This is a genomic window from uncultured Gimesia sp., assembly GCF_937910335.1.
GTDB lineage: Bacteria > Planctomycetota > Planctomycetia > Planctomycetales > Planctomycetaceae > Gimesia.
In genome coordinates this window covers 1-14,829 of record NZ_CALEMX010000596.1, presented here as the reverse complement: position 1 = coordinate 14,829, position 14,829 = coordinate 1, and the positions used below count along the sequence as shown (strand labels likewise).

Sequence of the window (14,829 nt, the reverse complement as noted above, 5' to 3'; positions counted from 1 at the left end):
CATGGCTCTTCCCGAAATTGGGAGACATCGCCATTATTCAGTTTCAGAAAACCAAATCAGGATCCTTCGAAAACAAAACAGTCTGGGCAGAGCTGTTTGACAGCAACTGGAATTTGCCATAAGTCAGTTTTCATCAAAACAGGAATATTTGGATAACGTAATGGAATATGAAGAATCCTGTTTTGGCTCAAACGGTGAGCGGAGGCTACAAGAACAATACGGAACCAAAAAAAGAGCTGATAGCTTTTATGATCGGCAGATGATCGACTTCCTGAATCCCCACATGCAGGAGTTTATCCGGGAACAGGAACTGCTTTTTATTGCGACCTCCGATTCCAAAGGGGAATGCGACAGCTCATTTCGCGCCGGACATCCTGGTTTTGTGCGAATTCTCAACAAAAAATCGCTTGCCTATCCGGAATACCGTGGAAACGGGGTCTTAGCCTCACTTGGTAATATTTCGGAAAACCCACAGATTGGTTTGATGTTTCTTGATTTCTTCAAAACCACTATTGGCCTTCACATTAATGGTAAAGCAAGCATTGTAGAAAACTGCGATTTTCTCGAATCAAACGTGACACCACAAGAAATTCTGGATGACATCGCATCGGATAATGGTAAAAAGCCAGAACGCTGGGTCAAAGTTGAAGTGGAAGAGGCTTACATTCATTGCTCAAAACATATTCCACTACTCTCCCAACAGGACAAAACCATATCCTGGGGAACAGATGATATGAAATTGAAAGGCGGAAACTTTTTCCATGTTCAAAAGAAAATGGAATCTGGAGAATAGACTGAAGCCTTCTCTTCACTCATAAGCACATTATAATATTGAACTTACAACGTTTGATGTTTGCAAAACTTCTCTCTCTCAGCTCATTTCTTCTCAGAATTTCGCCAGCCTCCCGGTCCTGTTTATTTAGATCTTGAATCGATCTTGCTTCATTTTGGATTTTTTTATAAAAAACAGCTCTCCTATTCACTTCAGAGACTGAGACATGAATCAGTTTTCTTCTGGTTCATCCATTTCCTTTACCATTTCAATGATCGGCACAACCATTGTGCTCCTAATTAATTGAGCTCCTTACCTTTATGATCCGGACAACGTAATGAAACAATTCCGGCTCAGCATGGTACTCCCTGCTGTTCTAATTTTATTTTTGATAAGTGGATGTACTTCAACACCCGGCCAGCAAACTATGGCCTGGAAAGCACCCACTGCGCCCTGGAAATGGGGGAAAACATTTGTTTCGAAAAAGAAAGTGGCACCAGAAGAAACGGCTGTCGTAGCAATTGAAGATCAATCAGAGAATAGTGATGCGAAATCAAAGAAAAAGGCAGCAGCGAAAGACGAAGCGGGCAACATCACCACCCATAATGTCGAACTCCTGGCCTATATTAATGCGGAACTAAAAGATGCCTCACCTAAGGAACGCGCGCAGTACTTAGATAGTTTCAAAGGCGTTGATCCGGATATGATCAAAAATATTCTCCGTACGCGGAGAATGGTTAATAGTATGGAGCAACAGCGCGAAGAACAACTGGCCGGAAATAATCCAAGTCCGTCCCCTTCTATTTCGCTACCCGGCCTGGGACACACTCAACCAGGAGATCAACAATCGCAGGTAGTTCAAACCAGCGTTCAAGCAACCCAACCTCCCGGTCAATTGACTCCCAGCACTCTCCAAAAGGATCCCACATCAAATCCAGTCAGTCTGGGAAACCTGGAATCAGTCGGCTCATATCCTGAAACAGGTCTGCCTGCAATTAGCCCTGCACAACCTCAAGCTTATTCCAGATCAGAAACAATCAGTCGGGGACTCAACAATATCCCGGTCGTAGGAACAGTGAAAAAGAAGCTGTCATCTGCTTTTCAGCAGGGAACATCTGCTTTGCAGAGTGGGATTTCACGCACGAGCACTGCAATTTCAGGCCCGCAGGAGAATAACACACAGTCTCTCGGAACCCCCGTTTCTCAACTCGAACCGGCAAATCCCACTCTCATACCAACCGGCAGTCCAACAGAATTAGCAGATTATTCTTCTGCAAATCAACTGGGAGATCTCATTTCAGCAGCGGAAACAGAAATTTCACAATTAGAACCAGGGTCAACTCCTGAGGAAAAACAAAACTTCATTGAAAGACACGTTTATCTCAGAATGTTGTATCTGATGGCAAATCAGCACGAACGTGCTTTAGAAGCGATTCCCGGAATTAATCCCGCTGATCAGGAATTCTGGCAGCAGACTTTCTGGGCTGTTGCCAACTATTTCGATCGCGAAGCAATGCCGGATCAGGCCGACCGTGCGACTCAAACAGTAGCTCAGTTGAGACAGGCAACCGCCCGACTGCAGGAAAATGCCAATCTCAAACTCAAAAATGTTGCCTTCTGTCATAAAATCAACAGCTTTGGAAGCTACGAACGATTCGAACGTGATGAATACACGCCCGGTCGACCAGTGCTTGTCTATTCAGAAATAGAAAACTTCACCAGCGAACTAACAGCCGATGGCATGTATCGAACGCTTTTGAAATCCAAAGTTCAAATTTTCAAAGCGGGGTCGAATGGAGATCTGGTCGCAGAGATCCCCTTTGATACGACAGAAGATCTCTGTCGGAATGTTCGCAAAGATTACTTTCATAGCTACAAGTTTGAAATACCACGCAATATTTCATTGGGACCGCACATCATGAAATTGACGGTGGAAGACGAGATCAGTCAAAAAGTAGCCACCTATACTCAAAACTTTACGGTTCGGTAAACCACGAATGTTTTCCAGTCCTTCTCTTTCGAACTGCAACCCGAGGCCCGTTGGCACCTCGAGTCATTCGCTCCCTACTGTTCAGCACCAGTATACATCAGCGGCGGCATTCCGCTGGAACTTGATGATTCATCCGGTACAGGCGGAAGCGTTGCAGTTTGCCTCTGATCATGCAGTGGAAACCAAACGCAGCCTGAAGATGGCTAAAGTAGAAGCAGTGCTCTTTGTTGCAGACAGCGCACTTTCTACCAGAAAAATTTCGCAATTAGCAACTCTTGCCAATGCCGCGGAGGCAAAAGAACTCATTGATAAACTCAATGCCGCTTTCGCTTCCACGAATTCTGCATTTCATATTAAACGCGTTGCAACCGGCTATCAGTTGATGACTCAACCTCAATATGCATTCTGGCTGAACAAGCTCCATCAAAGACAGGCGGCCCTTAAGCTCTCTACGCCGGCACTGGAAACGCTGGCGATGGTCGTTTACCGCCAACCGATCACACGTGCCGATATCGAGTCGATTCGTGGAGTCCAGAGTGCGGAAATGTTAAAACAATTGATGGATCGCGGGCTGGTTAGAATCAATGGTAAAGATGACTCATTGGGACGTCCTTATCTCTACGAATCGACACGGAAATTTCTGGAAATCTTCGGATTGAAAAATCTGGACGAATTACCAATGGGGGAAAAACTTCGAGTCTGGCCTCAGCAAAAATCACAACAACCAGAGCTCTCTCCAGATTCAATCGCTGAACCGGAATCAGAAGTCAGCACGGAAATCCCATCAGAAACAGATCAAGATCTACCGGCAGCCTGACTGTGACCAACTCCAGCAGAGATTACAGTTAACGCACTTTGGGATCTTTGACTTCAATCTGTTTTTTTGAAAGCGTATCGGGATGCTCCCAGTTTTCACCAACGATCCAGCGATAATTTAAGATCCGACGACCGTTTGTCTGCTCCGCACGTATCCAGAGTTCTTTACCTTTCAACGCGTCTGCATTCGGTAAATAATACAGCTTTCGATCCTGGCCTCTTTTGAGTTCAGTGATAAACCGTTGCAAACGTTTCATACTGGGAATGAACAGACTGCAACGAAACTGAAGTGTTTCGAGCGGTGAAGTATTGTTGATAATAATTTGCTCGACTTCCAGTAAGTTGCCTTCAAGTTTTTTGTCTACAACCTTAATCACGATATCTCCCAACCCTACATGATAGGGCCTATGGACACGGATCGAATATTTGCGTTCCGCAAAGATTTCAAAATCAATCGAGACATCTTTTTTCCCCAGGCTGGCATTGGAAGGAAGTGTCATAAACGTTTCGAGACGATAATTTTCGCCCGCTCCCGTATTAAATTCCCACTCCTTTGGTTCTATTTCCCAACCCTTGGGCACGTTTAATATTGTTTTACCACGAATACTCTGTGAAAATGTATTTTTCCCTATAATGGCATCCGCGTGACCTCCGTACTCACTTTTGGATTTTCCGGTCTCAAATTGTGCAGCCATTCTCCAGTAAGCAATCTCTTTATTCGAATTTCGTATGATGAGGGGAGCAGAACTTACAGGAAGAATATGGCGTCGTGTTACGGGATTCCGTTTTAAGTTGATTCTTCTCCCCCAGACATCAGTCGCATAGATATCTTCTCCCAGGTAAATCACTTCTTCTGTCGATTCATGATTCCAAACGAACAATATTGCTTCTTCATCTCTTACAAACACATGATTCGTGCTTTTGTTAGGAAGATTGAAAGCACCCAGGTACTTGGACCCTTGAAGTGCCAATGCCACTGTCCGCCAGGGAAGAAAGAGAAGTGTTGGAGAGCCGTTCTGGTTCAGAAGCCCATGCTGCTCGTTAAAGATAGAGGCAGCAAAAATTCCATCTGCACCCATATACTTTGCAGTTACCATTCGCTTCGCCAGATCCACGCCCCGCTCTACGGGTAAATAGCCATCTTTAGGAAGTGGCGTCAATGTCACCCATTTCGGGCTGGTTCCCGACGACTTTTTTACCGTATGAATTTTTTCTGCCAGACTTGCTGGTGACAACCGCTCTTTATTACTGATGGACATAAAAGTATGCGCGGGACTATTCGCAGGTAATGGTGTATTCCAGTCCCAATGAATTCCGACATGGGTATCGCGACCAATTAAATCAAGTTGCAATTTCACACTCTTCAATGCTTCATTCAGATTCTGCATCCCAATAAAACTCGGATCATCATCACCGCCCAGCTGCCAATAATTTACCAGTGATGTATAACGGGCAAATATCTCTTCCAAAGAAGGGGACCAGAAGCTTGCTGGTAAAGAGAAAATCCCACTGACTCCCTGCCAGTCTTTCGCAAATTGAGATCGCAATTCTTTGGGGGGATGATTCAGTAACCCGACCGGAGTAATTCCCTTCGTTGAAAATTGATCCAGCATTTCTGCAATGCGACTAGGTCTCTTAGGATCCTCAGACGTCATGGCATTCCACAACGGAAATTTAATCCAGTTGATCCCCGCCTGTGCGGCAATATCTGGCAACTCATTTATGGGTAACTGGTCATTTTCCTGGGATATGATCCATCCGAACTCTCCTTCCGGCCGGGGCACAACCAGATCCATCACGGCAAATGTTGTTTTCTTCGCCAGAATCGATTTTTGCTCGCGTACCAAATCTGATCTGACTTCATAAAAACCATATTCCATCGGCTTCAATCGCCAGACTTCGGTATGCTTATTCCCAACCAATAAGCGACTGTCGACAACGTCTTTTGCATCTTCAGGATTCGTTAACAATTTCAGAGAAGACTCTGCGACTCTGCGGTTCATGCTGTCAACTAATTCCAGATCAAGATGATACTTGTTTTTAGGATTGAGTCCGGTAATACGACTGCTGACACGAATTTCCGCTGAATGATCTACGAATTGGCGATGATAATTATTCAGAAGATCCAGTTGCGGCAAGCTGCCTAACCAAAGATCGTCAAACCAGATATCTCCCGCAATATCTTTCTGTTTGTTATGAGCGACATGACAACCGATGACGATAAATCGAACGTTTGGTTTTGGGGTGATCGGGCCAATGGATACCTCCGCCCAGCCGCGATGGGTTCCTGTCACCGGTCGAGTCATAAATTTTTGGATCCGCTGCCGTTTATGGTCCAAAAATGAAATGGAGATCATCGCCGCGTCATTTATTAATCCCTGCGTCTTGATATAACCTCGAAAGATATAAGCGTGGTCGGCATCAATCTTTTCAGGAGGGGAATAGAGGGTGGCATGTCCTCCATTGACTTTAAAATGCAGGCTTTGTTGTCCGGTATGTCCTATGTTTCGATCGATGCTCACTTCAACATACTGAGGATATCCCGGCCCTATGCGGCGGGACCAGTCATCAGGGTGATCATTAAAATCCTGATCTTCTTTCGTCTCAAATGAATAGGTCAAGATCGGTAGCGTATCTTCTACCAGATTTCCTTCGATGGGTAATCCGGCCAGTAAGGCAAGGTAGCAGGTTGCAAGCGATGACAGTATCATGTAAGTTTCCCGAATTTGAATATTCCGCTATTAAAATGATCGTCAATTTTTTGATGGAATCTAAATCCGGAACGGGCGGGAAAACCCTGTTTTTCCAATCCTTTTCATTAACCTCGGGATATTATTCTCTTTTAGCAGATGGTTAGATAAACTTTGTCAGTTGATCTAATTGTCGCAATTATCTCAATCAGTGAACAACCAGTCAGAAATGGCCAATAAGGAAAATGATGTCACGACTTAAACTCGCCGTCGCCACCCGCTGCTTTAATCTGCCTGTGAAACGGGCAATCAAAAAAGCCGCCGAAATCGGAGCGCGAGGAGTACAGTTAGATGTTCAGAATGAGGTCTCAGCTGCGTCGTTCGGGGGAACGGGGGATCGCCATTTTCGAAAATACCTGGAAGAATTTAATCTTAAGGTCGCATCATTGCGACTGCCTTCTCGACACGCTCTCACCGAACCAGAGTTTCTGGACCAGAGAGTGGACTCTATTAAATCCGCTCTGGAATTTGCCCGGCGATTAGGGGGCTCGTTATTAATTATTCATCCAGGATTGATTCGAACAGACGATGAGGGAAATTTTGCAAGCGTCTGCGAGGTTCTGAACGATCTGGCACGTTTCGCTTCCCATATCGGTACAGACTTGTGTATCTCTTGTGAAAATAATTCGCCTACGATCATCCGTGAACTGGTTTCTGAAGTCCGTAGCGGACTGATTGGTGTCGAATTAGATACAGCAGAATTGATATTCAATCAACAAGATCCGGAATCATCGATTCGTGAACTTCATAACTGGATCAAGACATATCGCCTGCGGGATGCCATTCGAGAAATGGATCGGGGAGGTATTGAAGTTCCTCTGGGACAAGGCATGGTCATGTGGGATCATTTTCTACCACTCGTTTCGGAAACCGATTATCAGGGCTGGCTCATCGTCGATCGCACGCAGGGAGATCAGCGACTGGAAGACTGTCAAAACGCGATATCCTATTTGGAATCAGTACTCATCTAATCTCAAACGTTTCTCCAAAGTAATCTTATGCCAGCATTGGAACCCGAAATTCATTCCGTTACGGAAACAACTCGCCAGATTAAAAATCTGGTTGAAGGAAATTTTCCCTACACATGGGTCATTGGTGAAATTTCCAATTGTACGATCGCAGGCTCTGGCCATGTCTACATGACGCTGAAAGATGATGCCGCCCAACTGAGAGCCGTCATTTGGAAACGCACCGCATCTCGACTGAAATTTCAACTCGAAGATGGCATGGAAGTCATCGCAGCCGGTCCCATTGAAGTGTACCAGGCGCGTGGCACTTATCAGCTCAATATTGAACAACTGCTACCGCAGGGAGTCGGTGCGCTCGAATTGGCCTTTCGTCAGATGCAGGAAAAGCTGACCGCGGAAGGATTGTTCGATGCCGAACATAAACGGCCCATTCCGCAATTTCCACGTAAAATAGCCTTAGTTACCAGCCCGACCAGCGCCGCGGTCCGCGATATGCTTCAAGTGATCACGAGACGCTGGAAAGCCGTCGACCTTGTGATTGTTCCCGTCGCCGTTCAGGGAGAAGGTGCCGCAGAACAAATCGCTGCTGGAATCAAAGTTGCTGAAGGGATTCCGCAAGTCGATACCATCATCACCGGTCGAGGGGGTGGCAGCCTGGAAGATCTCTGGGCTTTTAATGAAGAAGTCGTGGCCCGCGCCATTTTCGAATGTCAGATACCGATCATCAGTGCCGTTGGCCACGAAATCGACATCAGTATTGCTGATCTTGTAGCAGACCGTCGGGCTTTGACTCCTAGTGAAGCGGCAGAACTTGCGGTCCCCTTGCAGGACGATATATCAGCAACATTAACACACTGGAAAAATCAGTTAGTAACCAATCTGAAACAACGCGCCCGGCAAGTTCGCTTTCAACTGGATGCATTGGCAGACCGTCCTGCACTAACACGCCCCTTGGATATGATTCACCACCGCGCGACGCAAATTGATGAACTGGACCGCCGACTGAAGCGAAGTACTCAAGAGTTGATCTCCCGATTTCAATCGCAGACAACACAGCTTTCTTCAGCACTGGACGCCTTGAGTCCCCTGAAAGTCTTGAGCCGCGGCTATAGTATTTCGCGGGTGGAAACCGGAAAAGAATCTGAAACAACGGCTCTGATCAAATCGATCGAACAAATCAAACCGGGAGACACGCTACAGACTCAGGTCTCTGATGGAACAATTACCAGCCAGATTCAGGCAGTTGCGAAGGAATCGCAATCGGGAGCAACAAATTAAACGAGACATTTTTCATAAACCAATAAAAAGTTTTATCATAAAGATCTAATCACATGGCGAAAAAAAAGACAGCAAACCCGGATGCACCACTGTTTGAAGAATCTTTGACGGAACTACAGGAAATCGTCAATACGCTGGAAGAGGGAACAGCCGGCCTGGAAGAATCAATGGCGCATTTTGAACGGGGTGTGAAGTTGTTAAGGTCCTGTTATCAATCTCTTGAAACGGCTGAGCAGAAAATTGAGATTTTGACGCGAGTTGATGCGGATGGGAATCCCGTTTTGGAAGATTTTGATGCCACGGCCTCGATTGATACCAAAGGTCCTGCAAAGACCGGACGACGCAAAAGCAGTGCTAAAAAGAATGACGAAGAAGAAAGTAGTAACGATCGTACTCTGTTCTAAAAACGAGGCACTTTCTATTCACCAAGGGCACGATAGAATCAGCTATGTCACAATCGTTTCAGCAATTGGCCATTGATGTCGGCAACAGTCGTATCAAATTTGTCTTACTTGAGACTGATCTTCAAGTAAAAGAGAACAAGCAACTTCCGCACGTTCTGAATACATGCTCGACATTAATTGAGAAGCCGCTCCCCTGGAAACAGATTCAAAGCTGGTTCGATGGCCCGTCGGCTATGAAATGTCAAACGGTTGTCGCGGGTTCGAATCCACGGGGAATCGAAGGAGTCGTAGGAAACTGGCCAGATGGAACGCTGCCGACACCCGTTGAAATTCTCAACACAGATGATTTTCCGCTGGAAATCTGTGTTGAAGAACCCCGCAAAGTCGGCATCGATCGACTGCTCAACGCGGTCGCCGCCAACAGACTGCAAAATACTGGTCAAGCCGCGATCATTATCGATTCCGGAACCGCAACGACAGTTGATGTTGTCAACCCGGACGGAAGTTTTGCTGGTGGGACGATTCTTCCCGGCTTTGAATTATCTGCTAAAGCGCTGTATCATTATACCGCCTTACTCCCCTTGATCCCCGTTGATGAGTTACGTCAGGTAGAACCAGTCGTCCTGGGAAAGAATACCACCGATGCGATTCGCAGCGGACTGTTCTGGGGACAACTGGGAGCGGTACGCGAACTGGTCTCTCAATTAACTAAACAGTCACTGGCTGATTCCAGCCAAGTTGATCCGCTTGTTTTATTAACAGGCGGCGGTTCTGATTTATTAGCGCCACACCTGGAAGGCTCTGTCCAGTTTGAACCTTTGCTGACATTGCAGGGTCTGGCAATAGTTGCTCAGAAAATGAACGGTGCGGGATAATCACATGTCAGACCGTTCCGAAATAAAATCACCATCCTGCTCGGCAGCACTCTTAACACCCCGCGGCAGAGGAGCCGTCGCGACGATTCGCGTGCATGGCGAGTCACCATCTCTGATCACCTCAATCAATGCCTGTTTCCACGCGGTAAATAAAAAACCTTGGGAACAGCAACCCGTCAATCGTATCGTGTACGGACTCTGGGGAGATGCTAACAGCGAAGATCTTGTGCTCTGTCGTCTCGATAACAATACGGTCGATATTCACTGTCATGGGGGGCTGGCTGCCATCGACCGTATTCTACAAGATTTACAAACTCAAGGCTGCGTGATCAATTCCAGCCAGGAGTTAGCACGCAAAACCGAACGCATGCTTGAGGCAGAGCTGCAGGAAACAGTGGCTGCCGCCACCACATATCGGGCTGCGGAAATTCTACTTCGACAATCACAGGGTTTATTACGGGCCGCATTTGAATCTCTGCTACCTGACACAAATACATCCTTTCTCCCAGAGCAGTATCAATCGCGTATCCAAAACCTCCTGCACTGGGATAGCCTGGGACTCCATTTAACGTCTCCCTGGCGTGTTGTATTGGCGGGTCGTCCGAATGTGGGTAAGTCGAGTTTGATCAATGCCCTTCTCGGCTACGACCGTTCGATTGTGTTTGATGAGGCGGGAACCACACGGGATGTATTAACGGCGAACACAGCCATCGAGGGTTGGCCTTTTCAGTTTTCTGATACTGCAGGCCTGCGTGAACAGGCTGCACCGCTGGAAGCAGAAGGAATACAACGGGCAGAACAAGTCCTGAATGAGGCTGACTGTCGCGTCATTCTGATTGACACCAGTCAGTCGGTGCATCCGGACGATCAACGCTTGCTCTCTCAATGGTCAGATTCGGTCGTCGTCGCGCATAAAGTTGATCTTCCACAATGCTGGGACGCAACGCTTCCCGAACGGGCCCTTTTTGTTTCCTCTAAAACGAATGCCGGCATTGATGCACTGTTAAATCATCTGGTCAAACGACTTGTCCCTGAAGTTCCTGATAAAAAGACTGCGATTCCTGTCACCAGAAGGCAAATTGAATTGTTACATCAGGCAGCGGAAGCACTCCGGGAAGTCGACCATCAAAATTATGACACCTTGATCCGCCAACTCCTTTTTGAGGACTGATACTGAATAGAAGGCAACCACCACTTCAGTTTTCAACGACGAGCCGCAACAGTCTGCTTCCATTGATGCAAGGCCATCATTAAATTGGCCTGAGTCCATAACAACGGGGTAATGTCATTGGGGACATACTGACCCTTTTCCAGATAATAAGATTCCGGGCAGCGGTACGCACCAAAAATCGAATCGTGTGTTGTAATCTGATTGAGAGCGCGATCCAGATGAAAACGTTGTCTTTCATAATCTTCAGATTTCTCTGATCGTAAAAAACGCTGGCCGTAAATGACAGACAGTATGGGATCGAAGATACACCATTGCGCCTCTTCACCTGGCTTCAATAGTTGATCCCGACTGGCCTGATCTTCACTAAAGTCGCTCGTTCTGTCATCTTCGCCAAGGATATCCTTATAGTCCGCGCACCAGTAAGAATCACCTAAATAACGGCGGATTCCATAATCGCCCATCAGATGTATTCTGACATCTTCCATGATAGTTTCTGCCATCTCTCCCTCTACCAGCCCTAGAGGATAGATCAAAAATAACAGAGCCGCGTCGTATTTCCGGGCCTGTAACGGATCAGGCTGAATGCACTCTGCAGGAAGAATTTGCGCGAGTGTCAATTGCCCCTGCTGAATCAAGTCATCCAGCAGTTCCGGTGGGACACTTTTTTTGCCCAACTTGAAATGGCTCCAGGTCTGACTCTGATCCAGATACTGCTGCAGCATTTTTAATCCCGCAACAGCGGTACCTATACTGGAAGCCTCTACTTTACGTGCCTCCTCCCAATGTCCGCTGTCTGCATCTTCCCAAAAACGAATTTTTTCGAAATAGCATACAAAGGCAGCCATCAATTCCAGCGATTCTTGCGTGGGGGTCAATTTCTCCTGTAGCGCCAACAGACTGTATAACCAGACAAAATACCCGAGCGCATCATTTTGTGCATGGGCCCACTTTTCATCAATTTCGCCCAGCGTAGTTCCGTCAAAACGAATGTGAGGGCGTTTCATGATTTCTTTTGGATGAGTTTTCCCGGAAATCATGTCGTCGAAACGATCTCTATGTTTGATGAAATAATCCGTCAAAGTTGACATGGCCTGACAAGCCGATTCCATTTTTCCGATCGCATAGAGAGCATGGGCAATATGAATATTATCTCGAACCCAAATACTCTGATATCCTGTTGACTCGTGGGCAATCGCTGCGGGAAACAGGCCATTGTTCAAAGGAGGAAAAGAAAACGTCTCTTGCGACTCTAGAAAGGATATCAGCTCTTCTATTTCCTGAACGGTCTGCAGAGATTGTTTTAAAGTGAGAAACCTGTCGTCATCCATGATAAACACCTGATTATTTTTTAGCTGAGTTGATCTGTTGAGCTGCGCGCCTCGAATTGTGAAAGAATTGGGCTCAAATTGCAACGGCAGGTCGTCCGCGACAAGCTTTCGGGCCTGTTTCGTAAAATCAACGCTGTTGCTTTTTGGCATCTTTGTCTGAATCTTGACTATAGCAGCATCAGTCTCGCAGCCTCTATTCGTCCCCTGTTTGGCCTCTTGAAACCTCTATAATCGGCAGCATGCTTCCATTCTCCCGCTTTCTGAGAGCCATTGACCTGCCTCAATGATCAGAGTGCCGGCAGGAATACCATTTGCACTTTCGTCTGCTCATATGCAGAGGTTTTCTTTCTTCACTCAGCCTTGTTAGATTCGGACCACTTTATGAAGGGCGTCTTTCCATCCATTTTTCGGTCACCCAAAACAGGCATCATCGCCTTACTTGTGGTCTTTTCGTGTATGGCCGTGGCACGATGGAACCAGCTTTATTTTTTCACTCCCGACAGCGCCCGCTATGTCATCATGGCGAAATCGCTGGTCAATGGATCTGGTTATCGACAAATTGATACACCAGGCGAACCACTCTACGCACACCGCCCGCCGGGAATGTCATTGCTACTGATACCAGCGGCTCTCGTTTCCCCTTACAACATTCTTTTTGCGAAAGCGACTGTCTTTCTCACTGCACTGGCACTCATTTTTCTGCTCTATCAATCCATCCGCCGTTTACAGGAATCAGCGACGGAATACGAAAACCATAGCGCAAACAGTTTCTGTTGGGCTGCTTTGCTGATCGCGATTCTATTTGCCATTAATCCCTACACACTATTTTTCTCCACGATTGTGATGAGTGAAATTCCATTCATGGCCTGTTCGCTGGCAATTCTCTATCTACTGGCAACGCGACAGGATCAACCACGAAAGATCGATTTAATTTTATTCACCACACTCCTGATCTTTCTCCCCTTCCTCAGAACGATTGGCATTGCGCTGGTTCTAGCAGTGGGTTTATGGGCGCTGGCCCGCCGCAAACGTTGGCTATGGCTGATCAGCGTTGCCAGCTCCATTCTGGTTTCAGGGCTCTGGATGGTTCGAAATTCGACATTAGAAAAAAGTGGTTATACTTCAGTCGCGTTAAAAGAAATCAAATCACAGGGAATCTCAGGCACTCTGTTCAGCATTCTTCAAAGATGTACAACTCACTTTGAAAGTTTCTGTCAAAAGCTGTTTCCCGACATGCCTGGTGCAGCGCCTCGATACTCGCGAATGATCCTGGATGAAAATTCCTCTCTACCAGGGCCAGTCTGGCTGTATCTCACTTTGAGTGGCCTGATTCTCGCATTATCCTGTTATGGAATGATCAAACGCAGTCATCGCGGAGGAACCGTCGCCCTATGGTATCTCATTTTCAGTTTGGGCATTCTTTCGCTCTGGCCCTGGATGCAACAGCGATTCACACTCCCGTTGCTGCCAATTGTCCTGGCATTCGTGCCTGCAGGCTGGAATGCTTTCGTGCAGCATATCGAAGTGTCTCGACCTCATACCCGCAAATTTCTGGTGACAGGTTTTGGTATTCTATTCATACTTTTCTGCGGTTGGCAGATGAAGACTGACGTGCGTTTGCTGAATGCCAATCTGCAAATGATCACGCAACCCGATCAATTCTATAAAGATCAACTCCCTCCAAATCAATTCAGCAACTGGCAGTCGGCCGGCGATTGGGTCAGAATAAACACTTCTCCCGACAGCCGCCTGATTACACGACGTGCCGATATAGCCACCACAGGTCGCCGCTATCAAATGCTGGATTTTTTTGAAATCGCCAATGCTGAGAAACTACATCGAGACATACAGAATTTTTCTGCAAATCACTTGGTGACCTTCGGCCGTGAAACAGTTTCCGCCTTCCCCTGGTATCTCCTGGATCAGGATCTCGTCTATCGAATGACGCCCGTTTATGACAAGCAGGGTGTGATGATACTGAAAGTAGAGCCCAATCGCAGTGGGACCATTCGCCACAAATACTGGAACACCGGGGATTCGCTCAAGATCGCCCGGAGTGCGATTGATAGATTCCCGCATCGTCTTTCATTTCAAGTAGCCTTTTCACAAGAGCTGTTTAAAAATGGCGACTATGTCGAATTGATTGAATACGTTGAAGGTCTGCAAAAACAAAATATTGAAGATGTCAGACTGACAAACCTGCTGGCCTGGTCCTATATCAAAACCAAACGTTACCAGAAAGCCATTCGTGAATTCGAACGTGCCTTTTCAATGCCTGATCAGAAGATGCTACGTCGTGAGCTAATTCAGGGAATTAATCAAGCACAAGATAAGTTGGAATCCAGCTATCAAGCCGCCAGCAAGAAACAACAAACGGATATTCAAGCAGAATCTCATGATCTCAAACTGGCTAAAGCTTATTTACGTTTTTCACAGATCGAAAAAGCGGAACAGCTTCTAAATGAAGCACTCAAAAA

10 protein-coding genes and 1 pseudogene are annotated in these 14,829 nt (G+C 46.6%); 9 read left to right on the top strand and 2 right to left on the bottom strand.

The genetic code is table 11. The features are described 5' to 3' along the window. The first annotated feature begins 160 nt into the window (after positions 1-160). The 3 genes from Q0668_RS24400 (at position 161) to scpB (ending at position 3,579) form a co-directional block, all read left to right on the top strand. Positions 161-793, top strand: a complete 633-nt coding sequence (locus Q0668_RS24400; protein ID WP_298869162.1) for a pyridoxamine 5'-phosphate oxidase family protein — start codon at positions 161-163, stop codon at positions 791-793. Between the two features lie 316 nt (positions 794-1,109). Then, positions 1,110-2,762: a hypothetical protein gene (locus Q0668_RS24395; RefSeq protein WP_298869161.1), complete on the top strand. Its 1,653-nt coding sequence runs from the start codon at positions 1,110-1,112 to the stop codon at positions 2,760-2,762. A gap of 124 nt (positions 2,763-2,886) precedes the next feature. Then, the gene (gene scpB / locus Q0668_RS24390) at positions 2,887-3,579 is read left to right on the top strand and encodes an SMC-Scp complex subunit ScpB (protein WP_298869160.1); all 693 of its coding nucleotides are present in this window, start codon (positions 2,887-2,889) and stop codon (positions 3,577-3,579) included. 28 nt (positions 3,580-3,607) lie between these two features. On the opposite strand, the gene Q0668_RS24385 is transcribed toward scpB, so the two are convergent. Beyond that, complete coding sequence (locus tag Q0668_RS24385) at positions 3,608-6,289, bottom strand: hypothetical protein (protein WP_298869159.1); 2,682 nt, start codon at positions 6,287-6,289, stop codon at positions 3,608-3,610. Positions 6,290-6,516: 227 nt separating this feature from the next. Here Q0668_RS24385 and Q0668_RS24380 point away from each other — a divergent pair, with 227 nt between their 5' ends. The 5 genes from Q0668_RS24380 to Q0668_RS24360 are packed head-to-tail and all read left to right on the top strand — an operon-like array spanning position 6,517 to position 11,024. Then, complete coding sequence (locus Q0668_RS24380) at positions 6,517-7,299, top strand: sugar phosphate isomerase/epimerase family protein (protein WP_298869158.1); 783 nt, start codon at positions 6,517-6,519, stop codon at positions 7,297-7,299. A gap of 27 nt (positions 7,300-7,326) precedes the next feature. Beyond that, positions 7,327-8,574, top strand: coding sequence for an exodeoxyribonuclease VII large subunit (xseA, locus tag Q0668_RS24375; RefSeq protein ID WP_298869157.1), 1,248 nt, complete (start codon positions 7,327-7,329; stop codon positions 8,572-8,574). 53 nt (positions 8,575-8,627) lie between these two features. Beyond that, on the top strand, positions 8,628-8,978 hold the full coding sequence (locus tag Q0668_RS24370) for an exodeoxyribonuclease VII small subunit (RefSeq protein ID WP_298869156.1): 351 nt from the start codon (positions 8,628-8,630) through the stop codon (positions 8,976-8,978). 44 nt (positions 8,979-9,022) lie between these two features. Further along, complete coding sequence (locus Q0668_RS24365; RefSeq protein WP_298869155.1) at positions 9,023-9,853, top strand: type III pantothenate kinase; 831 nt, start codon at positions 9,023-9,025, stop codon at positions 9,851-9,853. A 4-nt stretch (positions 9,854-9,857) separates the two neighbouring features. Next, a complete protein-coding gene (locus Q0668_RS24360; protein WP_298869154.1) occupies positions 9,858-11,024 on the top strand; it encodes a GTPase in 1,167 nt (388 codons plus the stop codon). Between the two features lie 32 nt (positions 11,025-11,056). Here Q0668_RS24360 and Q0668_RS24355 read toward each other — a convergent pair whose 3' ends face one another. Beyond that, positions 11,057-12,502 carry a glycoside hydrolase family 15 protein gene (locus Q0668_RS24355; protein WP_298869153.1) on the bottom strand — a complete coding sequence of 482 codons (1,446 nt, stop codon included), beginning with the start codon at positions 12,500-12,502 and terminating at the stop codon, positions 11,057-11,059. A 231-nt stretch (positions 12,503-12,733) separates the two neighbouring features. Here Q0668_RS24355 and Q0668_RS24350 point away from each other — a divergent pair. Beyond that, a pseudogene (locus Q0668_RS24350) lies at positions 12,734-14,829 on the top strand (hypothetical protein); the annotation flags it as partial.